This window comes from Nocardioides ureilyticus (assembly GCF_051280745.1).
Classification (GTDB): domain Bacteria; phylum Actinomycetota; class Actinomycetes; order Propionibacteriales; family Nocardioidaceae; genus Nocardioides.
In genome coordinates this window covers 59,353-81,655 of sequence record NZ_JBNCOG010000001.1, presented here as the reverse complement: position 1 = coordinate 81,655, position 22,303 = coordinate 59,353, and the positions used below count along the sequence as shown (strand labels likewise).

At 72.6% G+C, this 22,303-nt stretch carries 24 protein-coding genes; 16 read left to right on the top strand and 8 right to left on the bottom strand.

All coding sequences use genetic code 11. The annotated features are described in order from the left end of the window. Positions 1–28: 28 nt before the first annotated feature. Positions 29–706, bottom strand: a complete 678-nt coding sequence (locus ACSMHG_RS00430; protein WP_435741346.1) for a hypothetical protein — start codon at positions 704–706, stop codon at positions 29–31. A 128-nt stretch (positions 707–834) separates the two neighbouring features. Here ACSMHG_RS00430 and ACSMHG_RS00425 point away from each other — a divergent pair, with 128 nt between their 5' ends. Genes ACSMHG_RS00425 through ACSMHG_RS00405 form a run of 5 tightly spaced genes read left to right on the top strand, consistent with a single transcriptional unit; the run spans position 835 to position 5,606 of the window. Then, positions 835–3,057: an acyl-CoA dehydrogenase family protein gene (locus ACSMHG_RS00425; RefSeq protein ID WP_435741345.1), complete on the top strand. Its 2,223-nt coding sequence runs from the start codon at positions 835–837 to the stop codon at positions 3,055–3,057. Further along, positions 3,054–3,617, top strand: coding sequence for an FAS1-like dehydratase domain-containing protein (locus tag ACSMHG_RS00420; protein ID WP_435741344.1), 564 nt, complete (start codon positions 3,054–3,056; stop codon positions 3,615–3,617). Before ACSMHG_RS00425 ends, ACSMHG_RS00420 begins: the two co-directional genes overlap by 4 nt. After that, positions 3,614–4,036 carry a Zn-ribbon domain-containing OB-fold protein gene (locus ACSMHG_RS00415; protein WP_435741343.1) on the top strand — a complete coding sequence of 141 codons (423 nt, stop codon included), beginning with the start codon at positions 3,614–3,616 and terminating at the stop codon, positions 4,034–4,036. Before ACSMHG_RS00420 ends, ACSMHG_RS00415 begins: the two co-directional genes overlap by 4 nt. Further along, positions 4,033–4,440: a MaoC family dehydratase gene (locus ACSMHG_RS00410; RefSeq protein ID WP_435741342.1), complete on the top strand. Its 408-nt coding sequence runs from the start codon at positions 4,033–4,035 to the stop codon at positions 4,438–4,440. Before ACSMHG_RS00415 ends, ACSMHG_RS00410 begins: the two co-directional genes overlap by 4 nt. Continuing rightward, positions 4,440–5,606, top strand: a complete 1,167-nt coding sequence (locus ACSMHG_RS00405) for a lipid-transfer protein (protein ID WP_435741341.1) — start codon at positions 4,440–4,442, stop codon at positions 5,604–5,606. Before ACSMHG_RS00410 ends, ACSMHG_RS00405 begins: the two co-directional genes overlap by 1 nt. A gap of 31 nt (positions 5,607–5,637) precedes the next feature. On the opposite strand, the gene ACSMHG_RS00400 is transcribed toward ACSMHG_RS00405, so the two are convergent. Continuing rightward, on the bottom strand, positions 5,638–6,054 hold the full coding sequence (locus tag ACSMHG_RS00400; protein WP_435741340.1) for a nuclear transport factor 2 family protein: 417 nt from the start codon (positions 6,052–6,054) through the stop codon (positions 5,638–5,640). Positions 6,055–6,163: 109 nt separating this feature from the next. On the opposite strand from ACSMHG_RS00400, the gene ACSMHG_RS00395 reads away from it, so the two are divergent. Continuing rightward, complete coding sequence (locus ACSMHG_RS00395; protein ID WP_435741339.1) at positions 6,164–6,676, top strand: hypothetical protein; 513 nt, start codon at positions 6,164–6,166, stop codon at positions 6,674–6,676. Between the two features lie 20 nt (positions 6,677–6,696). On the opposite strand, the gene ACSMHG_RS00390 is transcribed toward ACSMHG_RS00395, so the two are convergent. From ACSMHG_RS00390 to ACSMHG_RS00380, 3 genes are all read right to left on the bottom strand, one after another. Further along, the gene (locus ACSMHG_RS00390) at positions 6,697–7,659 is read right to left on the bottom strand and encodes a haloalkane dehalogenase (RefSeq protein WP_435741338.1); all 963 of its coding nucleotides are present in this window, start codon (positions 7,657–7,659) and stop codon (positions 6,697–6,699) included. Positions 7,660–7,774: 115 nt separating this feature from the next. Next, on the bottom strand, positions 7,775–7,978 hold the full coding sequence (locus tag ACSMHG_RS00385) for a cold-shock protein (protein ID WP_435741337.1): 204 nt from the start codon (positions 7,976–7,978) through the stop codon (positions 7,775–7,777). Between the two features lie 205 nt (positions 7,979–8,183). Then, positions 8,184–9,254 carry an SPL family radical SAM protein gene (locus ACSMHG_RS00380; RefSeq protein WP_435741336.1) on the bottom strand — a complete coding sequence of 357 codons (1,071 nt, stop codon included), beginning with the start codon at positions 9,252–9,254 and terminating at the stop codon, positions 8,184–8,186. Positions 9,255–9,305: 51 nt separating this feature from the next. On the opposite strand from ACSMHG_RS00380, the gene ACSMHG_RS00375 reads away from it, so the two are divergent. Continuing rightward, a complete protein-coding gene (locus ACSMHG_RS00375; RefSeq protein WP_435741335.1) occupies positions 9,306–10,556 on the top strand; it encodes a DUF480 domain-containing protein in 1,251 nt (416 codons plus the stop codon). 43 nt (positions 10,557–10,599) lie between these two features. On the opposite strand, the gene ACSMHG_RS00370 is transcribed toward ACSMHG_RS00375, so the two are convergent. Further along, positions 10,600–11,481 (bottom strand): MaoC family dehydratase, encoded by an 882-nt coding sequence (locus ACSMHG_RS00370; RefSeq protein WP_435741334.1) that lies wholly within the window; start codon positions 11,479–11,481, stop codon positions 10,600–10,602. Further along, on the bottom strand, positions 11,481–13,205 hold the full coding sequence (gene kstD / locus ACSMHG_RS00365; RefSeq protein ID WP_435741333.1) for a 3-oxosteroid 1-dehydrogenase: 1,725 nt from the start codon (positions 13,203–13,205) through the stop codon (positions 11,481–11,483). The genes ACSMHG_RS00370 and kstD overlap by 1 nt, the downstream gene beginning before the upstream one ends. A gap of 34 nt (positions 13,206–13,239) precedes the next feature. Between kstD and ACSMHG_RS00360 the strand changes: the two genes are divergently transcribed. The 9 genes from ACSMHG_RS00360 (at position 13,240) to ACSMHG_RS00320 (ending at position 21,157) form a co-directional block, all read left to right on the top strand. Beyond that, the gene (locus ACSMHG_RS00360) at positions 13,240–14,076 is read left to right on the top strand and encodes a 2-keto-4-pentenoate hydratase (RefSeq protein ID WP_435741332.1); all 837 of its coding nucleotides are present in this window, start codon (positions 13,240–13,242) and stop codon (positions 14,074–14,076) included. A 2-nt stretch (positions 14,077–14,078) separates the two neighbouring features. Beyond that, on the top strand, positions 14,079–15,029 hold the full coding sequence (locus tag ACSMHG_RS00355) for an acetaldehyde dehydrogenase (acetylating) (RefSeq protein WP_435741331.1): 951 nt from the start codon (positions 14,079–14,081) through the stop codon (positions 15,027–15,029). Positions 15,030–15,075: 46 nt separating this feature from the next. Continuing rightward, complete coding sequence (gene dmpG / locus ACSMHG_RS00350; RefSeq protein WP_435741330.1) at positions 15,076–16,167, top strand: 4-hydroxy-2-oxovalerate aldolase; 1,092 nt, start codon at positions 15,076–15,078, stop codon at positions 16,165–16,167. Positions 16,168–16,307: 140 nt separating this feature from the next. After that, on the top strand, positions 16,308–16,754 hold the full coding sequence (locus ACSMHG_RS00345) for a VOC family protein (RefSeq protein WP_435741329.1): 447 nt from the start codon (positions 16,308–16,310) through the stop codon (positions 16,752–16,754). A 96-nt stretch (positions 16,755–16,850) separates the two neighbouring features. After that, positions 16,851–18,017, top strand: a complete 1,167-nt coding sequence (gene hsaA / locus ACSMHG_RS00340) for a 3-hydroxy-9,10-secoandrosta-1,3,5(10)-triene-9,17-dione monooxygenase oxygenase subunit (RefSeq protein WP_435741328.1) — start codon at positions 16,851–16,853, stop codon at positions 18,015–18,017. 1 nt (position 18,018) lies between these two features. Continuing rightward, the gene (gene hsaD / locus ACSMHG_RS00335; RefSeq protein WP_435741327.1) at positions 18,019–18,945 is read left to right on the top strand and encodes a 4,5:9,10-diseco-3-hydroxy-5,9,17-trioxoandrosta-1(10),2-diene-4-oate hydrolase; all 927 of its coding nucleotides are present in this window, start codon (positions 18,019–18,021) and stop codon (positions 18,943–18,945) included. Continuing rightward, positions 18,942–19,841: an iron-dependent extradiol dioxygenase HsaC gene (hsaC, locus tag ACSMHG_RS00330; RefSeq protein ID WP_435741326.1), complete on the top strand. Its 900-nt coding sequence runs from the start codon at positions 18,942–18,944 to the stop codon at positions 19,839–19,841. Before hsaD ends, hsaC begins: the two co-directional genes overlap by 4 nt. 17 nt (positions 19,842–19,858) lie before the next feature. Continuing rightward, a complete protein-coding gene (locus ACSMHG_RS00325) occupies positions 19,859–20,521 on the top strand; it encodes a flavin reductase family protein (RefSeq protein ID WP_435741325.1) in 663 nt (220 codons plus the stop codon). Positions 20,522–20,533: 12 nt separating this feature from the next. Beyond that, positions 20,534–21,157, top strand: a complete 624-nt coding sequence (locus tag ACSMHG_RS00320; protein WP_435741324.1) for a GrpB family protein — start codon at positions 20,534–20,536, stop codon at positions 21,155–21,157. A gap of 7 nt (positions 21,158–21,164) precedes the next feature. Here ACSMHG_RS00320 and ACSMHG_RS00315 read toward each other — a convergent pair whose 3' ends face one another. After that, positions 21,165–22,238 carry a spore photoproduct lyase family protein gene (locus tag ACSMHG_RS00315; RefSeq protein WP_435741323.1) on the bottom strand — a complete coding sequence of 358 codons (1,074 nt, stop codon included), beginning with the start codon at positions 22,236–22,238 and terminating at the stop codon, positions 21,165–21,167. Between the last annotated feature and the right edge of the window lie 65 nt (positions 22,239–22,303).

Below are 22,303 nucleotides of genomic sequence, written 5' to 3'. Positions count from 1 at the left end.
GCTGCGGGGCTCGCCCACCTGATCACCGTCAGTCGCGGACGTCGAGGCCGAGGCCGTCGGCCAGCAGGGGTGCGAGCAGGTCGAGCTGCTCACGGCCCACCGTGGTGCCGCGCAGCTCCAGCACGCCCTCGATCGACTCCAGCGTGGTGCCGCGCAGGTCGAAGTCGTGCAGGCGGCTCTCGCGGACGGCGAGGTGGCCGGTCCGGCTCTGCCGGAAGCCGACGCGCCGCACGGTCGTGTGCAGCAGGTCGAGCTCCTCGATCACGCAGTCGGTGAACGCGACATCGGTGAGCTCGGCCCCGCGGAGGTTGAGGTAGCCGAGCTTGCAGCCGACGAAGTGCACCGAGCTCCAGCGAGCGTCGTACGCCTCGACCGATCCGAGTCGGCCGGTCACCGTGACGTCGCGCCACTGGCCGCGGGTCGTGCGCACGACCGGGAGGTCGACGTGGTCCAGCACGACCTCGGACAGGCGGGTGCCACGGAGGTCGGTCTCATCGGCCCGCAGCCCCGCGAGCAGCACCCGGTCGGCCCGCGCGTCGCCGAGGTCGAGCAGCGGCAGTCGGAGGTCGTCGTACCGGGCCGACTCCAGGTCGGCGGCACGGACGAGGTCCCCAGGCTCGCCCGGGTCGAGGCCGGTGAGCGTCAGCGGGTCGATCCGCGGCGGGGCCACCGAGGCGCGACGACCGGGTCGGGAGGTGTCGGGCATGAGGCGGACCCTAGTCGCGGGCGGGGACAGGCCCTGGATGACGGGACCACCGGGTCGACCTCGTCGCGGAGCGGTGGTAGAACACGTTACAGTTTTGCTGACGACCGGCAGGCCAGAGGAGACGTGACGTGGGTTCCGACGGGTACAGCGAGCTGGACGCCGAACGGGCAGAGTCCCTGGCGGCCGTCCGCTCGGTCATCACCGACGTCCTGGGGCGCAGCGGCGCCGGGCCGACCGGCCGCTGGCAGGAGGACTGGGCTGCGCTGGCGGAGAACGGGCTGCTGGCGCTGCCGGTTCCCGAGGCCCATGGCGGGGAGGGTCTCGGCCTGGCGGAGGTCGGCGTGCTCCTGCGGGAGGCGGGCCTGCGTGCGCGGCACCTGCCGCTGTGGGAGGCGCTGTGCTGCGGCGCGCTCGTGGTCGCCGGCCACGGGTCGCCCGAGCAGCAGGAGGCGCTGCTCCCGGACCTGGCGGCCGGGCGGTTGCTGCTGACGCCGGCGCTGCGCGAGGTCGGCGCCGGGCTCCCGGCGACCCCCGCGACGACGTACGCGGACGGCGTGGTCACCGGCCGCAAGGTCGGCGTCACGTACGCCGAGAGCGCCGGCCGGCTCCTCGTCCACGCCTCCTCCGCCGACGGCCCGGTCGTGGTGCTGGTCGACCCGCGGGGGCCGGGGGTGGAGCTGGTCGAGTCCCCGTCGTCGGCCCGGCTGGTCGAGCACACCGTGGTGCTCGAGCGTGCCCCCGCCGAGCTGCTCGGGGGCGCGGACGCGGCCCGGGCGCTCCGGGAGCACGCGATCACGGGCCTGCTGCTCACCGGTGCGGGTGTCGTGGCCGGCGCCCGCGACCTCACCGCCGGCTACGTCAAGGAGCGCACCCAGTTCGGTCGCACCCTGGCGCAGTTCCAGGCGGTCGCCATGCAGGTCGCCGACGTCTACATCACCTCCCGGCTCGTCGACCTGGCCGCGGCCAACGCCGCCTGGCGCCTGGAGCAGGGCCTCGACGTCACCGACGACCTCGCCGTGGCGGCGTACTGGACCTGCTCGGAGGCGCCGCGGGCGTTGCGCACCTGCCACCACCTGCACGGGGGCGTGGGTGTCGACGAGACCTACCCCATGCACCACTACTTCTCCTGGGTCACCGACATCGTCCACGCTCTCGACACCCGCCCGGAGGACGTGCTGGTCGAGGACCCGACCACGAAGAACCTCGAGCTCAGCAGCGAGCAGCGCGCCCTCAAGGCCGAGCTGCGCGCGTACTTCACGAATCTCGCCTCCCAGGACCAGCACCTCGACATGGGCAAGGACCGGCACGGGGCGACCTACCAGCGGGTGGTGCGGCAGATGGGTGCCGACGGCTGGATGGGTGTCGGCTGGCCGCAGGAGTACGGCGGCCACGGCCTCGGCGAGGTCGAGCAGACCATCTTCGCCAACGAGGCCCAGCGCGCCGACGTGCACCTGCCCGCGGTGACGCTGCAGACGGTCGGCCCCACGCTGATCCGCTACGGCACGCAGAAGCAGAAGGACCTGTTCCTGGCGCGGATCCTCGAGGGCGACGTCCACTTCGCGATCGGCTACTCCGAGCCCGACGCCGGTACCGACCTCGCGTCGCTGCGGACCACGGCCCGGCGCGACGGCGACCACTACGTCGTCAACGGCCAGAAGCTGTGGACGACCGGTGGCCACCAGGCCGACTACGTCTGGCTCGCGGTGCGCACCGATTCCGACGCGCCCAAGCACCGCGGCATCTCGATCCTCATCGTCGACACCACCGACCCGGGCTACTCCTTCACGCCGATCATCACCGCCGACGGGAGCCACCACGTCAACGCGACGTACTACAACGACGTGCGGGTGCCGGTCGACATGCTGGTGGGGGAGGAGAACCAGGGCTGGAAGCTGATCACCACCCAGCTGAACCACGAGCGGGTCATGCTCGGCCCCGCCGGGAGGATCGAGGGACTCCGCGACCGGGTGCTCGACTGGGCGACCAAGGCGGGCGTGGCCGACCGCCCCGACGTCCGGGAGGTGATGGGCCGGGTGACGGCGGTGTTCCGCGTGAACGAGCTGCTCAACTGGGAGGTCGCGCGGGCGGCCGCCACCGGTGAGGTCTCCGTGGGCGACGCCTCGAGCTCCAAGGTCTTCGCCGCCGACCAGGTCCAGCACCTCGCCGACGACCTCACCCGCATCGTCCACCGGTACGGCGACCCGTCGGAGGCCGACACCCGCCACCTGGTGGAGTACCTCGACGCCCAGGCCAAGCGGAACCTCGTGCTGACCTTCGGCGGCGGCGTGCAGGAGGTGCAGCGCGAGCTGATCGCGATGTTCGGCCTCGGGCTGCCGCGGGTGCCGCGATGAATCTGCGCACGGCGAGCGGGGTCTCGACAGGCTCGACCGGCGAGGCGCGCCACGCGCGGATCATGGCCGAGGCCGAGCGGATCAAGGCGCTCGGCGAGGCGGCCGAGCGCGAGGGCCGCGACCCGGTCAACCAGCCGACGATCAACAACTGGGTCGAGGCGATGGGCAACACCAACCCGCGGTGGCAGGCGGGGGAGGCGCCGCCCTCGATGGCCCAGGTCTGGACGATGTACGGCCTCGGCGGCAGGCCGCCGGAGGACGACCCCCTGCACGGGATGATGAAGGTGCTCACCGCCGAGGGGTTCACCGCCGTGCTCGGCACCAACTGCGAGCAGGAGTACCGCCGCACGCTCCGCGTCGGCGAGCAGGTGCGGGTCACCACCGCCCTCGAGTCCGTGGTCGGCCCGAAGCGGACGGCCATGGGGGAGGGCTACTTCGTCACCTCCCGCAACACCTGGTACGTCGACGACGACGCGGGCCGGAGCGAGGTCGTGGCCACGATGCTCTTCCGCGTCCTCAAGTTCGTCCCCAGGGGCTCCTCCGAGGGGAAGCAGCCGTGACCGCGGGTGTCATCCGGCCGATGCGCGGCCGGGACACGGAGTTCTTCTGGGAGGGCACCGCCGCCCGCGAGCTGCGCGTCCAGCAGTGCCGCGACTGCGAGGCGCTGCGGTTCCCGCCGGGGCCCTCGTGCCCACGGTGCCACTCCTTCGACCAGTCCTACGTCGTCGCCGCCGGGACCGGCACGGTCTTCTCCTACGTCGTGCACCGGCACCCGCCCGTGCCCGGCAAGGAGCTGCCGATCGTGATCGCCCTCATCGACCTCGACGAGGGGGTCCGGATGGTCGGCGAGGTGGTCGACGTGGCGGGGGACGAGATCGAGATCGGCATGCGGCTGCGGGTCGACTTCCACCGCATCGACGACGAGCTGACCCTCCCGGTCTGGCGCCGTCCTGAGCCCGTCGAAGGGAGACGTGCATGACCACCCTGACCGCCGGCGACACCATCCCCGCGTGGGAGCTGCCGATCACGCCGACCCTCGTGGTCAGCACCGCGATCGCGACCCGCGACTTCCAGGACGTCCACCACGACCGCGACGTCGCCCAGGCGGCCGGGTCGAAGGACATCTTCCTGAACATCCTGACCTCGACCGCGCTGGTCGAGCGGTACGTCACCGACTGGGCGGGCCACCGGGCCGACGTCCGAGGCATCGCCATCCGCCTCGGCGCGCCGGCGTACCCCTACGACACGCTCACCTTCACCGGCTCCGTGGAGTCGGTCGAGGACGGCATCGCCACCCTCAAGGTCACCGGCGCCGTCTCCCTCGGCGACCACGTCATCGGGACCGTGAAGGTCTCGACGAGCTCGACCACCGAGGGCGTCTGATGGCGGGCTTCTCGCGCGAGGCGGCGATCGTCGGCATCGGCGCCACCGAGTTCTCCAAGGAGTCGGGCCGCTCGGAGCTGCAGCTCTCGGTCGAGGCGGTGCTCGCGGCGCTCGCCGACTGCGGGCTGACGCCGGCCGACGTCGACGGGCTCACGACGTTCACGATGGACACCTCCTCCGAGATCGCCGTCGCCCGGGAGCTCGGCGTCCCGGAGCTGCGCTTCTTCTCCCGGATCAACTACGGCGGCGGCGCCGCGTGCGCCACCGTGCAGCAGGCCGCGATGGCGGTCGCGACGGGGGTCGCGGACGTCGTCGTGTGCTACCGCGGCTTCAACGAGCGATCCGGCAGCCGCTTCGGCCAGTTCTCGGTCGCGGCGGCGACCCAGGTCAACACCAACGGGCTCGACAACGCCTGGACCTACCCCATGGGGCTCGGCACGCCCGCGGCCACCGTGGCGATGCAGGCGCGCCGCTACATGCACGAGTACGGCGCCACGTCGGCCGACTTCGGGGCGGTCGCGGTCGCCGACCGGCGGCACGCGGCGACCAACCCGGAGGCCTTCTTCTTCGAGCGGCCGATCACCCTCGAGGACCACCAGGCCTCGCGGCTGATCGCCGACCCGCTGCACCTGCTCGACTGCTGCCAGGAGTCCGACGGGGCGGTCGCCCTCGTGGTGGTCTCCGCGGAACGGGCGAAGGACCTCCCGCAGCCGCCGGCGTACGTCGCGGCGGCGGCGCAGGGCAGCGGCAAGGACCAGTTCGTGATGACGTCGTACTACCGCGACGACATCGGCATCCCGGAGATGGGCGTCGTCGGCCGGGAGCTGTGGCGCCAGTCCGGCCTGCGGCCCGAGGACATGCCGGTGGCGGTCCTCTACGACCACTTCACGCCGTACGTGCTCATGCAGCTCGAGGAGCTCGGCTTCTGCGGGCGCGGCGAGGCGCCGGCGTTCGTCGCCGACGGCGCCATCGAGATCGGCGGCCGGCTGCCGGTCAACACCCACGGCGGCCAGCTCGGCGAGGCCTACATCCACGGCATGAACGGCATCGCCGAGGGGGTGCGGCAGCTCCGCGGCACGTCGGTCAACCAGGTCGACGGGGCCGAGCACGTGCTGGTGACCGCCGGCACGGGTGTGCCGACCAGCGGCCTGGTGCTCTCGGTCTGAAGGAGCCGGCCGGGCCGCACCCGGTCGGACCTCACAGGAGCAAGTGCTGGCTGAGGTCACCGGTCAGGTCGACGTGCATGGTCCGCGTCGCGAACCACCACCGCCCCTCGAGCCGGTGGAAGGTGTCCTCGTACCGGCCCGCCACGACGGCCTGCAACGGCAGGGACTCGGTCGCCTGCAGCACCGTGAACCGCGAGCGGCAGGTCGCCGTCCCGGCGGCCTCGTCGACGTCGATGATGGCGTTCGTGGTGACGTGGTGGGTCCGTGGCGTGCCGGTGGCCTCGTGGATGCGGGTGGTGGCGGCGTAGAGCGCCCGGACCGCCTCCGGCCCCCGCTGTCCCATCACCGATCCGTGGCGGAAGAGCGCGGCGACCCCGTCGAGGTCGCCGGCGTCGATCCGCTCGGCGTAGAGGTGCAGCAGGTTCTCGAGCTGGCGGGCGCTGTCCACGCCGGCAACCTACCGACGGCGGTCCCGGAGGGGTTTGCGCGTCGCCACTGTGCGGCACCGGCCCTCCCATGACCTCGTGGATCGCTCTCGCCGTGCCGCAGGAAGGGACATGACGACGATGGCCCTGCACGCACTGGAGCTGGTGCCCGACGAGGCCGGGACGGAGGCGGTCCGTCACGACTGGCAGCGCCTGTCCGACGCCGGGCTCCCGTCCCAGCTCGACCACACGGGCCCGACCAACGCTCCCCACCTGACGGTGGTCTCCGCGCCCGAGCTGCCCGACCCCGCCCTCGACGTGGCCGCGACCCGGTTGGGCTCCCTGCTGCCGTTCGAGGCCCGATCGGCGGGGCTGCTGCTGCTCGGCGGTGATCGGCTGACGGTGGCCCGGGCCTTCGACATCGACGACGACGTGGTGCGCCGCGTGCTCGCCGTCCGGGTCCAGGTGCCCGACCGCGCGCACCTCGGGTGGCTGCCGCACGTCACGCTGGCGCGCCGGCTGCCGCGGGAGCAGGCGCAGCAGGCGGTCGACGTCCTCGGCCACGAGGACGTCGTCCTCCGGTTCACCCGGCTGCGCCGGTGGGACCCCGACCGCGGGCAGGTCACCACCGTCGCCGGTTGGTGAGCGGCAAGGAGCAGGAGCGGTCAGGTCTCCGAGACGACCCGCGCGACGGCACGGGCGAGCTCGGGACCCGCGTCCTCCTGGAGGAAGTGCCCGGCGCCGCTGACCGTCACGTGCTCGCGTCCGCGCGCGCCCGGCACCCGCTCCTGGAAGACCTCCGCCCAGCCGCGGGTGGCCGGGTCGCCGTCGGAGTAGCAGGTGACGAAGGGACGGTCGAACTCCTCGAGCGCCCGCATGGTGCGCCGCCCGATCCGGGCGCCGGGGTCGTTCCGCGTGAGCGGCAGCAGGGCGGTCATCTGACGCAGGCCGGCGGTGAGGCGCTCCTCGGGGAACGGCGCGTCGTAGCCGGACAGCTCCTCGGGCGACAGGGCACGCGAGGTGGCGGCACCGACGAAGTCGCTGGCCCGGAGGTCGGCCGTGCGCTGGGTGAGGAGCAGGTAGTCGACCAGCGCCTCCTCGAGCACCACCCGCCCGTCGCCGGTGCCGTGGACGGCCCAGGTCAGCCGCCCTTCGAGCGCCGGGTCCACCGTGTGCAGGATGGTGTTGGCCGCCACCACGCGCGCGAATCGGTCCGGCTCCGCGGCGAGCACGCTGAAGCCGAGGGGGCCGCCCCAGTCCTGGGCCACGAGCGTCACGTCCCGCAGGTCCAGGCACGTCACGAACGAGCGGAGCCACGCGACGTGGCGGGCGAAGGTGTGGTCGGTCGTGCGGGCCGGCTTGTCGGAACGGCCGAAGCCCACGTTGTCGGGCGCGACGACGCGCAGCCCTGCCTCGACGAGCACCGGGACGACGGAGCGGTAGAGGTAGGACCAGGTCGGCTGCCCGTGCAGCAGCAGGACCACGGGTCCGTCGGCCGGGCCCTCGTCGAGGTGGTGCATCCGCAGCGGCGGGAAGCCGTCGGCCTCCACGGCCACGTAGTGCGGCTCGAACGGGTAGCCGGGCAGCCCCGCGAAGCACTCGTCGGGGGTCCGCAGCACGTCGCTCATCCGCGGATCATGGCAGCGGGCGGGCGGCGGCGGTGGCGCACTCCCGCCCGAGAAACGCCGAACGGCGGCCCCGGTGCGTGACCGGGAGCCGCCGTTGGACGAAGCGAGCGTGGGCTCAGAGAGCGCGGACGTTCTCCGCCTGCGGGCCCTTGGGGCCGGCGACGATGTCGAACGCGACGGACTGGTCGTCCTTGAGGGACTTGTAGCCGTTGCCCTGGATGTTGGTGTGGTGGACGAAGACGTCCGCGCCGCCACCCTCCTGGGCGATGAAGCCGAAGCCCTTCTCGTCGCTGAACCACTTCACGGTGCCATTGGTCATGCTGATCGTTCCTTCGTGTCGGTAGCGGCGGGCGACTTGTTGCCCGCTGCGGGGCTGAAGACAAAGCCAGGCGCCTGATACCGACGTGCGAACCAAGGACAAGCGATGAGCGCGGAGGCCGGATCGGCCACCAGGTGGGGAGAACCCCCTTCAACATGACGACCGTAGCAGGGTCGGGCGCGGAAAGCCCGTCCTCGCGGCGCGGTCAGGTCCAGTAGAGCATCGGCGCGCCAGGCAGCCGCGCCTCGAGGGCGTCGGTGAACCAGTGGCGCATCGCCGCCATCGTCTCCCGCGGGTAGACGTGCTTGACCCCGCCGAACTTGTTCCGCTTGGCCGTGCGGCTGGTCTCGTCCATCTCGAGCCGGGTGCGCGGGTACCAGCCCAGCAGGGTCTCCTTGCTGCCCGGGGTGAACCGGTGGGTGATGACCTCGATGGTCAGGTCCAGGTCGGGCACGTCGGCCAACGAGCCGGCGACTGCGTCGAGGAGCGCGGCGTACTGGTCCCGCCAGCCCTCGACCGGCATGACCGGCGCAATGGTCAGGCCCACCCGGTAGCCGGCGAGCGCCGCCCGGCGCAGGGCCGCGAGCCGCTCCGGCACGGGGGCGGTGCCGCCCTCGAAGCGGCTGGCCACCTCCTCGGCGTTGACCGAGGCACGCATCCGGGTCCGCCGCCCGTGGGGCAGCACGAGCAGGTCGTCCACGGCCCCGAACTTCGTGGTGAACCGGAGCGACACGTCGTCGCCGTAGTGACCGGTGCCGACCCGCCGGACCGCCTCGGCCAGCGAGCCGGTGAGGTGCTCGATGCCGAGCGGGTCGGTGTAGCAGGACAGCTCGTACGTCGTGCCCTCGTGGCCGCGGGCGGCCGTGCCGCTCGTGACGGCGCCGCGTCCGGCGTGGGTGCCGATACCGGCGAGGACGTCGTCGAGATTCGCGTAGGCGCGGGTGATCGGTGGGCCCGCGAGCGAGCCGGCGAGGTAGCAGTACTGGCAGTGCGCCGGGCAGCCCCGGGCCAGGTCGATGCGCCAGTCGGCGCTCGGCGGGATGGGCTGCGGCTTGGTCACGCTCGGGGGCGCGACGACCAGGGCGAGGGTGGCCTTGGCGCGGGCGTAGACCTCGCGCTCGGAGCCGTCGGCCAGGCCGGTGAGCCGGTTGCCCTCGAGCAGCCGGATGTCCTCGACGCCGGCCGCCTCGATGCGGCGCAGCATCTCCGCCGCGTGCGGCTGCTCGCGGGCGGCGGCGGTGACGAGGACGTGCGAGGGAACCCAGGGACGTGGCATCACCTGGTGCAACAACGGGCCGGTGCGGGCCGTTGCCCTATCGTCGCCCGCGTGACCGAGACGCAGCCCACGTCGGCCCGCCCGCTCGGCCCCGCGAGGGAGGCACCGCTGGACACGCCGTTGACCGCAGAGGAGCAGCGGGTGCTCGGGGCGCTGCTGGAGAAGCAGGTGACCGTGCCGGCCTCCTACCCGCTGACGCTGAACGCGCTGCGTGGCGCGTGCAACCAGAGCAGCAGCCGCGAGCCGGTCGTGGAGTACGACGAGCAGCGGGTCGAGCAGGTCGGCCGACGGTTGAAGGAGCGCGGGCTGGTCCGGATCGTCTGGTCCGACACCGGCCGCCGCACGCTGAAGTACCACCAAGTGCTCGACGAGGTGCTCGCCCTGGGCACCGACGAGCGGGCGCTCCTGACCGTCCTGCTGCTCCGCGGCCCGCAGGCACCGGGCGAGCTGCGCACCCGCACCGAGCGGCTGCACCGCTTCGCCGACCGTGAGGCCGCCGAGGCGTGCCTGCAGGGGATGGCCGGTCGCGGCCTGGTGGAGGAGCTGCCGAAGCGGCGTGGTGATCGCGACGCCCGCTGGCGGCACCTCCTCGGAGCGGCCCCCGAGGAGGGGCCGGTGGCCAGCGACGCCGACGGGGCGGTGCCGCTCCCGGCGGACCGCGACGACCGGGTGCGGGCCGTCTACGGTGCGGTGGCCGCGGACTACGCCGACACCTTCGTCGACGAGCTGGCCGACCAGCCCTTCGAGCGGTGGCTGCTCGACCGGGTGGCCGCGGACGCGATCGCCGCCGGGCGCCCCGTGGTCGAGGTCGGCAGCGGCCCGGGCCACGTCACGGCGTACCTCGCCGCGGCCGGGGCCGACGCCACCGGGCTCGACCTGGCCCCGGAGATGGTCGCGCAGGCGCGGGCACGCTTCCCCGACGTGACGTACGAGGTCGGCGACCTGCGCCACCTGATGCGGCCGCCGCTCGCGGACGGCTGGGGCGCGGTGCTGGCGTGGTACTCGCTCATCCACCTCTCGCCGGCGGAGCTGCCCGACGCCGTCGCGGCGCTGGCGCGGCCGCTCGCCCCGGGCGGCTGCCTGCTGCTGGCGATGCAGACCGGTGCGGCGCAGCGGGTGCGGCGCATCGAGGAGTGGCACGGGCACCGGGTCTCGCTGGACTTCGTGAGCCACGACGTCGCCGAGGTCGGCGCGGCCGTCGAGGCGGCCGGGCTCGGCGACGTCGAGTGGTACCGGCGGGGGCCGGTCGCGGCCCGGGGCGAGACGACCGAACGGCTCTACCTGCTGGCGCACCGGACCTGAGTCGGCCTCGGGGCGGGCGGACGGTCGGGCCCGCGCCGGCCGGTCAGGCCAGGTCGAGCGCCACGTCGCCGAGCACGGGGGCGCCGTCCCGGTCGCCGCCGGCGATGGTGGCCGAGGCCACGACCCGGCCGTCCTCGCGCCAGCCGCGGGTGCGGATGGTCTCCCCGGGGAAGACGACGCCGGCGAACTTCGCGGCGAAGCCGGCCACCTGCGTGGCGTCGCCGTCGAGCAGCTCGTCGGTCAACGTGCGCAGCACGATGCCGTAGGAGCAGAGCCCGTGCAGGATCGGTGAGGGGAACCCGGCGGCCTTGGCGAAGTCGGGGTCGGCGTGCAGCGGGTTGCGGTCGCCGCAGAGCCGGTAGAGCAGCGCCTGCTGCGGGGTGACGGCGTACGTCGCGTCGGCGTCGGGCGCCCGGTCGGGCAGCGTCACCGGCTCCGACGAGCCGCGGTCGCCGCCCCAGCCGCCCTCGCCGCGGACGAAGATCGACGAACGGGTCCGCCACAGCTCCTCGCCCGTGGGCGCGGTGGCCACGGAGTCCTGCCAGATGACCGCCGCCTTGCCCTTGTCCCAGACATCCGTGAGCGTGGTGCGCACGGTCGCCCGGCCGGCGGTGGGCAGCGGCCCACCGGTCAGGGTGACCGCCTGGGAGCCGTGGACGACCTGGGCGAGGTCGATCTCGCAGCCCGGGAGGTCGAGCGGGGGCGGGTCGGTCTCGTGGAAGGTCGGCGCGACGACGCCGAACGACGGCAGCACCTGCAGGCCGGGCCCGTCCAGCGTGTAGCGCAAGGCGCCCGGGGTCAGGTGGTCGCCGGGCCGGGAGCCGGCGCCGATGGCGAGGTGGTAGAGCAGGACGTCGCTCTCGGTCCAGGCGAACTCCCGGGAGCCGAGGTCGGCCCCGACGGCCACGGACGGGTCGATGGGCATCAGGCGGTCTCCTTCTCGGCGATCGGCCGGTCGGCGGCTGCCGCGATGTCCTCGACGGCGAGGTAGCCGAAGGTCAGGGCGGGGCCGATGGTGGCCCCGGGGCCGGCGTAGGTGCGTCCCATGACGGCCGCCGAGACGTTCCCGGCGGCGTAGAGGCCGGTGATGGGCGTGCCGTCGGCGCGGAGCACCCGCGCCCGCTCGTCGGTGAGCAGCCCGCCCTTCGTGCCGAGGTCTCCCGGCACGATCTTCACGGCGTAGAAGGGGCCCTGGTCGATCGCGTGCAGTGACGGGTTCGGCTTGACCGTGGGGTCGGAGTAGTACTGGTCGTAGGCGCTCTCGCCTCGGTGGAAGTCCTCGTCGACGCCGCTGCGGGCGAAGCCGTTGAAGCGGTCGACGGTCGCCCGCAGGGCGTGGGGCGGCACGTCGATCTCGGCGGCCAGGGCCTCGATCGTCGCCGCCTTCCGCACCGCGCCGTGCTTGTACCACCGGCCCGGGAAGGGCTGGCGAGGGCCGAGCCCGGCGAAGAGGTACCGGTTGCGGTAGCGCTGGTCGATGATCATCCAGGAGGGGACGTGACCGACCCCGGTGGCCTGGCCGCGGTAGATCTCGTGCACCGCCTCGACGTAGGGGAGCGCCTCGTTCATGAAGCGCTCACCGCCCTGGTTCACGATGATCGACCCCGGCAGGTTCCGCTCGGCGAGGCAGAACCACGGCCCGCGGGGCAGCGGGATGGTCGGTCCCCACCAGGAGTCGTCCATGAGGTCGGTGGCGGCGCCCGCCGCCACACCGGCGAGGATGCCGCCGCCGGTGTTGTTCTCGGAGCCGGTCGTCCACTCCGTCGAGGTCGGTCGGGGCTGGTGCTCCTCGCGCAGCGCGAGGTTGCGTTCGAAGCCCCCGCTGCCGAGGACCACGCCGCGTCGCGCGCGCACCGCGTGGGTGGCCCCGTCCCGGACGACGGTGACGCCGACGACGCGCCCGTCCTCCACCAGGAGGTCCTGCAGGTCGGCGCCGTAGTGCACCGGCACCCCGGCGTCGATGAGCCCCTTGCGCAGCCCGATGGCGATCGCGTTGCCCATCGCGAACATCTTGCGCCCGAGCAGCCCGCTGATGATCCGGCGCACGGCGACCTTCACCATGGTCACCGGCCCGCGGAGCGTGCGGAGGCCCAGGCTGATCTTCCGGAAGTCGGCCTGGGTGACGATCATGTTGGCCGGCGCCTTGGTGTACTGCGGGTGCAGCCGGTCCAGCTCGTCGCCGATGCAGCGGGCGTCCAGGGGGACCGGCTCGCAGGAGCGGCCCCGGGGACGGCCGCCCGGCGCCTCGGGGTGGTAGTCGGCGTACTCCGGCACCCAGGTGAACCGCAGCGGCGTGTGGTCGCGAAGGAAGTCGAGCACCTCGGGACCGCGGTCGATGTAGGTGTCGCGGCGGACCTTGGGGACGACGTCGCCGACGATCGAGTCGAGGTAGGTCTTGGACAGCTCGGGGTCGTCGGCCTCCCCGGCCTCCCGCAGGGCGTAGTTGCCCGGGATCCAGACTCCGCCGCCGCTGCGGGCGGTGGAGCCACCGAACCACTCGCTCTTCTCCAGCAGCACCGTGTCGAGGCCCCGGTCGGCGGCGGCCAGTGCCGCTGTCATCCCCGCGGCACCTGCGCCCACCACGACGACATCGACCTCTGCCGGCAGGGCAGCGTCGTCGTTCGGTCCAGTCGTTCGAGACCCCGTCATGGCGCAAAACTGTAACAGGTTCTACTATCGCCGTGTGCTCGATCCCGACACCGATCCCCCCGCCGGACCACCTGCCGGAGCTCCCGCCGGACCGGAGGCGATCCGCGCGGCCGCGGAGCGCCTCCTCGCCGCCCAGGAGGCCCGCCGGCCGTGCCCACCGGTCCGCGACCTCATCGGCACCGAGGACCTCGACGCGGCGTACGCCGTGCAGCGGCTCGTCGTCGAGCGCCGGCTCCGTGAGGGCGCCCGGGTCGTGGGGCGCAAGATCGGGGCGACGTCCGAGGCGGTGCAGCGCCAGCTCGGCGTGGACCAGCCCGACTTCGGCTACCTCCTCGACGTCATGGACGTCTCGGGGCGCGCCTCGGTCTCCATGGCGGCGTTGCTCCAGCCGCGCGTGGAGGCGGAGGTCGCCTTCGTCCTCTCCCGGGACGTCGACGAGGAGGAGATCACCCTCGACGGCGTGCGCGACGCGGTCGAGGTGGCCCTGCCCGCCCTGGAGATCGTCGACAGCCGGATCGCCGGCTGGGACATCGGCTTCACCGACACCGTGGCCGACTGCGCCTCGAGCGGGCTCTACGTCGTGGGGGACGACGCCCTCCCGCTCACCCGCGTCGAGCCCAGGGAGGTCGACATGACCCTGTCGATCAACGGCGAGGTGCGCTCCAGCGGCGCCGGCGCTGCCTGCCTCGGCGACCCGCTCGAGGCCCTCCGGTGGCTCGCGGTGCAGGCCGCTCGCTTCGGCGACCCGCTGCGCAAGGGTCACCTGGTCCTCTCCGGGGCCCTCGGCCCGTTCGTGCCGTTCGCCCCGGGCGACCGGGTCGAGGCATCCATCAGCGGGTTCGCCCCGCTCGTCGCCCACTTCGAGGAGTGAGAATGGTTTCGACAGGCTCAACCAGCGGGCGCAAGCTCACCGCAGCGATCGTCGGTCCCGGCAACATCGGGACCGACCTGATGTACAAGCTGCTGCGCTCCGCCCGGGACGGGGGGAGTGTGGAGCCGCGCTGGATGATCGGCGTCGACCCGTCCTCCGAGGGCCTGCGGCTCGCGGCTGAGGAGGGTCTCGAGGCCTCCCACGAGGGGGTCGACTGGCTGCTGAAGCAGGACGAGCTGCCGGACATCATCTTCGAGGCGACCTCCGCCTACGTGCACCGCGAGTACGCGCCCCGCTACCAGGAGGCGGGCATCCGTGCCGTCGACCTCACCCCGGCGGCGGTCGGCCCGGCGGTCATCCCGCCGGTCAACGGCGAGGCCCACGTGGGGGAGTGGAACGTCAACATGATCACCTGCGGCGGCCAGGCGACGATCCCGATGGTCGCCGCGGTCACCCGCGGCGCGGCGGGGTCCGGCGGCGTGTCGTACGCCGAGATCGTCGCCTCGGTCGCGAGCGTGTCGGCGGGGCCGGGCACCCGAGCCAACATCGACGAGTTCACCCGGACCACGGCGGCCGGCGTGACGGGCATCGGCGGGGCGGCCGAGGGCAAGGCGATCATCATCCTGAACCCGGCCGAGCCGCCGATGATCATGCGCGACACCATCTTCTGCGCCGTGGACCCCGATGCCGACCGCGACGCGATCGTGGCCTCGGTCTTCGAGATGGAGCGGGCGGTGCAGGAGTACGTGCCCGGCTACCGGCTGCTGCAGGAGCCGCAGGTCGACGACCCCTCGCCGGCGACCCGCGGCCAGCTGAAGGTGTCGGTGTTCGTGGAGGTCGAGGGCGCGGGGGACTACCTGCCGCCGTACTCCGGCAACCTCGACATCATGACCGCCGCCGCGGCCCGCGTCGGTGACAACATCGCCCGCTCGATCCTCGCCACCGGTGGTTGAGGAGGCGCGTCAGCGCCGTCTCGAAACCACGACCGAAGGAGTCACGATGACCGACCTCGACACGCTGCAGCGCACCTGGTCCGGCACCCACGGCACCGAGCCGTGGGGCGAGCTCGACCTGCGGCTGACCGACACCTGCCTGCGGGACGGGTCGCACCACAAGCGGCACCAGTTCACCGCGGACGAGGTGCGCGACATCGTGGGTGCGCTCGACGCCAGCGGCATCCCGGTGATCGAGGTGACGCACGGCGACGGGCTGGGGGGATCGTCGTTCAACTACGGCTTCTCGCGCACCCCCGAGCAGGAGCTGATCCGGATCGCCGCGGAGACCGCGGCGCGAGCGAGGATCGCGTTCCTGATGCTGCCGGGCGTCGGGACGAAGGACGACATCCGTGCCGCCCAGGACAACGGCGGCCAGATCTGTCGGATCGCGACCCACTGCACCGAGGCCGACACCTCGATCCAGCACTTCGGCCTGGCCCGGGAGCTGGGCCTGGAGACCGTCGGGTTCCTGATGATGTCGCACACCCAGCCGCCGGAGGTGCTGGCCAAGCAGGCGCGGATCATGGTCGACGCCGGCTGCCAGTGCGTCTACGTGGTCGACTCCGCGGGCGCGCTCGTGATGGAGCAGACGGCCGACCGGGTCTCGGCGGTCGTCGCCGAGATCGGCGACCAGGCCGACGTCGGCTTCCACGGCCACGAGAACCTCGGTCTGGGCGTCGCCAACACCGTCATCGCCGCCCGCGCGGGCGCCACGCAGATCGACGGCTCGGTGCGCCGGTTCGGCGCCGGCGCCGGGAACACGCCGCTCGAGGCGTTCATCGGCGTCTGCGACAAGCTCGGCTGGCGCACCGGTGTGGACTTCCTGCAGGTCGTCGACGCCTCCGAGGACGTCATCCGCCCGGCGATGCCGGAGGAGTGCCGCCTGGACCGGATGACGCTGATGATGGGGTACGCCGGGGTCTACTCCAGCTTCCTCAAGCACGCCGGGAACGCCGCGGAGCGGTACGGCGTCTCGGGCGCGAAGATCCTGCTCGAGGCGGGTCGACGCAAGCTCATCGGTGGCCAGGAGGACCAGCTGATCGACATCGCGCTGATGCTCAAGGCGGAGGCGGACAAGGAGGCCGCCAACGCCTGAGCCCGTCGTCGCTGGTCGAGCGGGCCTCTCGGTGGTCGAGCCTGTCGAGACCTCGGTGGTCGAGCCTGTCGAGACCACGGCCGGTTCGGTGGTCGAGCCTGTCGAGACCACGGCCTCTCGGTGGTCGGGCAGGCCTCTCGGTGGTCGAGCCTGTCGAGACCACGCCTCACTCGCGTGCGCGGAAGCCGGCGGAGCAGGCGGGTCTCGAGACGGGCCTGGCGGCCCTCCTCAACCGGCGGGCGTGTGCGGAGGCCCTGTGGTGGGCGCAGGTCCTCGAGGACTTCCGCCTGCCCGAGGGCGACGACGAGAACGAGCCCGGCGCCGAGGAGTGCGGGCTCGTCGGGCCGGACGACCGGTTCCTGCTGTTCCTCGAGGTGCCCGAGCCGAAGACGGTGAAGAACCGGATGCACCTGTGCCTGCGGCCGACCGACCGGAGCCGCGACGAGGAGGTCGAGCGGGTGCTCGCGCTCGGCGCGACGCTGGTCGACGACCTGCGCGACGGCGACCGGGGCTGGGCGGTGCTGGCCGACCCCGAGGGCAACGAGTTCTGCGTCCTCACGCCGTACCGGCCCTCTGCGGCGGAGTAGTGAGCGCGCCGTCACACAAACCCGCCCTCGGGGTGACTTCTCCAAAACAAGAACGTGTTCTAGTCTGTGGTGGTCCCACCACGACAGGAGTACGCGATGTCCCAGGCTGTTCTCGACGGCGTTCGTGACCTGCTGCCCACCTTCCGCGAGCGGGCCGACGAGGCCGAGCGTCTGCGGGTGGTCCCGGAGGCCAGCATCAAGGAGCTCGAGGAGGTCGGCTTCTTCCGGCTCCTGCAGCCCCGGCGCTTCGACGGCTACGAGGCCGACCCGGTCACCTTCTACACCGCCGTGCGCGACATCGCCTCGGCCTGTGGCTCGACCGGCTGGGTCTCCAGCGTCGTCGGCGTCCACCCGTGGCAGGTGGCGCTCTTCGCCGACGAGGCGCAGCAGGCGGTCTGGGGCGAGGACACCACCACGCGGCTGAGCTCCTCCTACGCGCCGACCGGCAAGGCGACCGTCGCCGACGGCGGCTACGTCCTCTCCGGCAAGTGGAGCTTCTCCTCCGGCTGCGACCACTGCAGCTGGGTGCTCCTCGGTGGGCTCGTCTTCAACGACGAGGGGCAGGTCGTCGACTTCAAGACCTTCATGGTGCCGCGCGACAAGTACACGATCGTCGACGTCTGGCACATGGTCGGACTGCGCGGCACCGGCTCCAACGACATCGTCGTGGAGGACGTGTTCATCCCCGAGGCGTTCACCCTCTCGATGAGCCAGACCGGCCAGTGCAAGGGCCCCGGCCAGGAGCAGAACACCGCCGACCTCTACAAGCTGCCCTTCCACTCGGTCTTCACCGGCACCATCACGACGCCGATCATCGGCATGGCGCGCGGGGCGTACGCCGAGCACGTCGAGATGCAGCAGAAGCGGACGCGTGCGGCCTACCTCGGCGAGAAGGCGTCGCTGGACCCCTTCGCGGCGGTGCGCATCGCGCGGGCCAGCAGCGAGATCGACGCCGCCTGGGCGCTCCTGGTCAACAACATCCGTGAGGAGATGGACCACGTCGCCAAGGGCGAGCCCATCCCGCTCGGCCTGCGCCTGCGGGTCCGGCGCGACCAGGTGCTCGGCAGCCAGCGGGCGATCGACGCGATCGACGCGCTGTTCGAGGCGTCCGGTGGCCGGGCGCTCGCCGAGGGCACCTACCTCCAGCGCGCGTGGCGCGACGCCCACGCCGGTCGGGTGCACGCGGCGAACGACCCCGAGCGGGCCCTGCAGATGTTCGGCGCCCACGAGTTCGGCCACAAGGTCGACCCGGGGATGTACTGACGTGGAGCTCGCCCAGGACGACGTCCGTCGCTCGGCCAAGGCCGGCGACCTGACGCTCAACTACTACGAGGCGGGACCCGAGGCCTCGACGGGCTCGACCGACGGCGGTGCGGAGGTGGGCGGCGGCCTGCCGCTGCTCATGCTGCACGGCGGCGGCCCCGGCGCGTCCGCGTGGAGCAACTTCGGCCCGGCGCTCCCGCACTTCGCCGGCACGTTCCGGACCCTGCTGGTCGACCAGCCGGGCTTCGGCGGGTCCGACAAGCCTCCGGTCGTCGGGAACTACTACCGGTTCGCCGCCGACCACGTCGTCGCGCTCCTCGACGAGCTCGGCATCGAGCGGGTCCACCTGCTCGGCAACAGCCTCGGTGGCGGTACGGCGATGCGGCTGGCCCTCGAGCACCCCGACCGGGTCGGCCGGCTGGTGCTGATGGGGCCCGGTGGCCTCTCGCTCAACCTCTTCCACGCCGACCCCACCGAGGGGGTGCAGCGGCTGATGGACTTCGGCGCCGACCCCACCCGGGAGAAGCTGCGGGCGTTCATCTCCACCATGGTGGTCGACCAGTCGCTGGTCACCGACGAGCTCGTCGAGGAGCGGTTCCGCGACGCCACCGCGCCGGGCGCGCAGGAGGCGATGCGCTCGATGGGCATGTCGTTCTGGAACCCCGAGACGGCCGAGGACGGCATGCTCTGGCGTGAGGCGCACCGCCTGCGCAAGCACACGCTGCTCACCTGGGGCCGGGAGGACCGGGTCAACCCGCTCGACGGGGCGATGGTCGCGCTCAAGCTCATCCCCAAGGCCCAGCTGCACGTCTTCCCCAACTGCGGGCACTGGGCACAGATCGAGGCGGCCGAGGAGTTCGCCGAGATCACCACGGCGTTCCTCTCCCGACACGTCGAACGACCGCGCCGATCGGAGGCCCCCGCGTGACGATCGAGATCAAGAGCATGGGCTACGTGCGCGTGGCCAGCACCGACCTGGAGCAGTGGAAGGTCTTCGCCGGCAAGGTCTTGGGCCTCGCCGAGGGGAGGGGCCCGCACCCCGACCACCAGTACTGGCGGATCGACCAGGTCTCCGCCCGGCTCGTCGTCGTCCCGGCCGACGTCGACCGGCTCGAGGCGACCGGCTGGGAGCTGGCCGACCACCGGGCGCTGCAGGACGCGCGCGAGCACCTGCAGAAAGCGGGGGTGGAGGTCGAGGAGGGCACCAGGGAGGAGCTCGACGAGCGCCGCGTGCAGGAGCTGATCCGGTTCCGCGACCCGTGGGACAACGTCTTCGAGCTCTTCCACGGCATCACCTACGAGGCCCGACCGGTGGTCACGCCGTACGCCGCGAACTTCGTCACGGGCGACCAGGGGATGGGCCACATCGTCATCCCCGTGCTCGACGACGTGGAGGCGCTGCGGTTCTACACCGACGTCCTCGGCTTCCGGCTGCGCGACTCGATGAGCATGCCGGGGGAGTTCGTGGGCAAGGAGCCGGGCAGCAAGGTCTGGCTGCGCTTCCTCGGCGTGAACCCGCGCCACCACTCGCTGGCGTTCCTGCCGATGCCCAACCCGGCCAAGTGCGTCCACATCATGCTCGAGGTGGACGAGCTCGACCACGTCGGGCGGGCCCTGGAGCGGGTCCGCAAGTACAAGGCGCCGCTGTCGGCCACCCTCGGGCGGCACATGAACGACGAGATGGTCTCCTTCTACGTCAAGTCGCCCGGCGGCTTCGACGTCGAGTTCGGCACCGACGGGCTCCAGGTCGACGACGGGAAGTGGGTCGCGCGGGAGTCCACGGCGGTGTCGTACTGGGGCCACGACTTCGGCGGTGGCCAGTAGTGGCTAGCGTGGACGCCGTGTCCCGCCACTCGGAGGCCGCTCCGGACGTCCCGGAGGGCATGAACCCCAACGCCCGTGAGACCTGGCCGAGCCCCGAGCTGATCGAGTCCTGGCTCGGCGACGCGGCGTACGACGTGGAGCCGCTCGGCCCCGCCGAGGGCGCCCCCGTGCCGGCGGACGACCCGGCGGCCCAGTCGGCGGCCCGCCACTTCCGCGACGTCCTCGGCCGGTTCGCCTCCGGGGTGACCGTGGTGACGACGATGAGCGGCGGCGAGCCGGTCGGGATGACGTGCCAGTCGTTCTCCAGCGTCTCCCTCGACCCGCCGCTCGTGCTCTTCGTCCCGGCGAAGACCTCCCGGGCGTGGCCGCTCATCCAGCGCGCCGGCCGCTTCTGCGTCAACTTCCTCGAGGCCGACCAGGCCGAGCTCTCGAACCAGATGGCCAGCCGCGGCGCGGACAAGTTCGCGGGTGTGGCCTGGCACCCGTCGGACAGCACGGGCTCGCCGGTGCTCGAGGGCACCCTCGCCCACGTCGACTGCGCCGTCCACGCCGTGCACGAGGCCGGGGACCACTGGGTCGTCATCGGCCGCGTGCTGAGCCTCGAGACCGACGGCTCCGACGGCGAGGACCCGCTGCTGTTCTACCGCGGCCAGTACCGCACCACCCGCCCCGGCCGGTAGCGTCCGGCGGCTGTGACCGCGACCCATCCGCTCTGGCGGCCCTTCGAGCTCGCGGACCTCGCCGAGGTCGCGTCGGTCCGCGTCGGTCCCCGCCCGACCGCCCCCGTCGTGGTCGCGCCTCCCGACCCGGCCTGGCCCGCGGCGTACGCCCTGGTCGAGGAGCGGGTGCGCGCCGCCCTGGGCGAGCGGGCGCTCGCCGTCGAGCACGTGGGTTCGACGGCGGTGCCCGGGCTGGCTGCCAAGCCGGTGATCGACGTCGACCTCGTGGTCACCGACCCGGCCGACGAGGACGCCTACCTGCCCGCCCTCGAGGCGGCGGGCTTCGTGCTCCGTGTCCGCGAGCCGCAGTGGGAGCAGCACCGCATGTTCCACGGCGAGCGGCCGCGGACGAACCTGCACGTCTTCGGCCCGGGCGCCCGCGAGCCCCAGCGCCACCTGCTCTTCCGCGACTGGCTGCGCCGCCACCCCGACGACCGTGCCGCCTACGGCGCGCTCAAGCAGCGCCTGGCGGTCGAGGAGTCGTTCACCGACGTGATGGCCTACAACAACCGCAAGGCCGCGCTGGTCTACGACATCCTCGAGCGCGCCCTCGCCGCGGACCCCGGCCACCGCCACGACCCGCACCCGCGCCCGTGACGAGCGCTCAGAAGGCGTAGCGGATCCGGCAGGTGGGGAGCGTCTGCTCCACCATCTCCCGCAGCTCGGCGACCCACCGGCCCTTCCAGGCCGACTTGTAGCGCACGTTCCATTGCCCGCTCTCGCTGCGCTTGCGCTGCTGGAGGTCGGGGCGCCACAGCTGCTCCTCACCGCGGGGGTGCCAGCCCAGGTTCACCTCGTGGAGCTGTTCGTTGTGGGTGAGGAAGATGATCTCGCAGGCGAGCTGGGCCTTGGCCTTCTCGCCGATGCCGTCGGCCACCTGCTCGAGCAGCTCCGCCCACTCGGCCTTCCAGCCCTCGTGCACCACCACCGGGCTGAAGTTGAGGTGCACCTCGTAGCCGGCCTCAACGAAGTCGTCGATCGCGGCGATCCGCTCGGAGATGCGGGAGGTGCGCAGGTCGATCCGCTTCGACATCTCGGCCGGCATCAGCGAGAACCGCACGCGGGTGCCGCCCCGAGGGTCCCACTCGAGCAGGTCGCGGTTGACGAACTTGGTCGCGAAGCTCGCCTTGGCGCCGTCGAGCCGGGCGTAGAGGTCGACCAGGTCCCGCACGTTGTCGCTGAAGAGCGCGTCGACCGAGCAGTCGCCGTTCTCCCCGAGGTCGTAGACCCAGTCGACGGGGTCGCACTGGTTGGGGACGGCCTTCGGACCCTGGCGGCCGGCGTGCCGCTCGAGGTAGCCGAGGATCCGCTCGATGTTGACGAAGGCGGTGATCGGGTTGGCGAAGCCCTTGCGGCGCGGGACGTAGCAGTACGAGCAGGCCATCGCGCACCCGTTGGACGTCGACGGCGCGATGAAGTCGGAGCTGCGACCGTTCGGCCGCGCCGACAGCGACTTCTTCACACCGAGGACCAGCACCTCGCGCTTGTTGCGCACCCAGTCCTCGACGTTCCCCTCGTTGCCGTAGAGGCCGGGGATCGCCTGGTGCGAGAGGACCTCCACGCGCTCGGCGTCGGGGAACCGGGCGAGGATCTCGGCGCCGCGCGCGTACGACGCCACGTCGCGCTCGTGGAAGATCGTGCGGACGTCGAGGAGGCGGTCGGCATGGGTGCGGGTCATCGTCGGTAGAACACACCAGAGGCCACCGACAATCCCGCCGGTGCAGGTATCGGTGGCCTCATGGA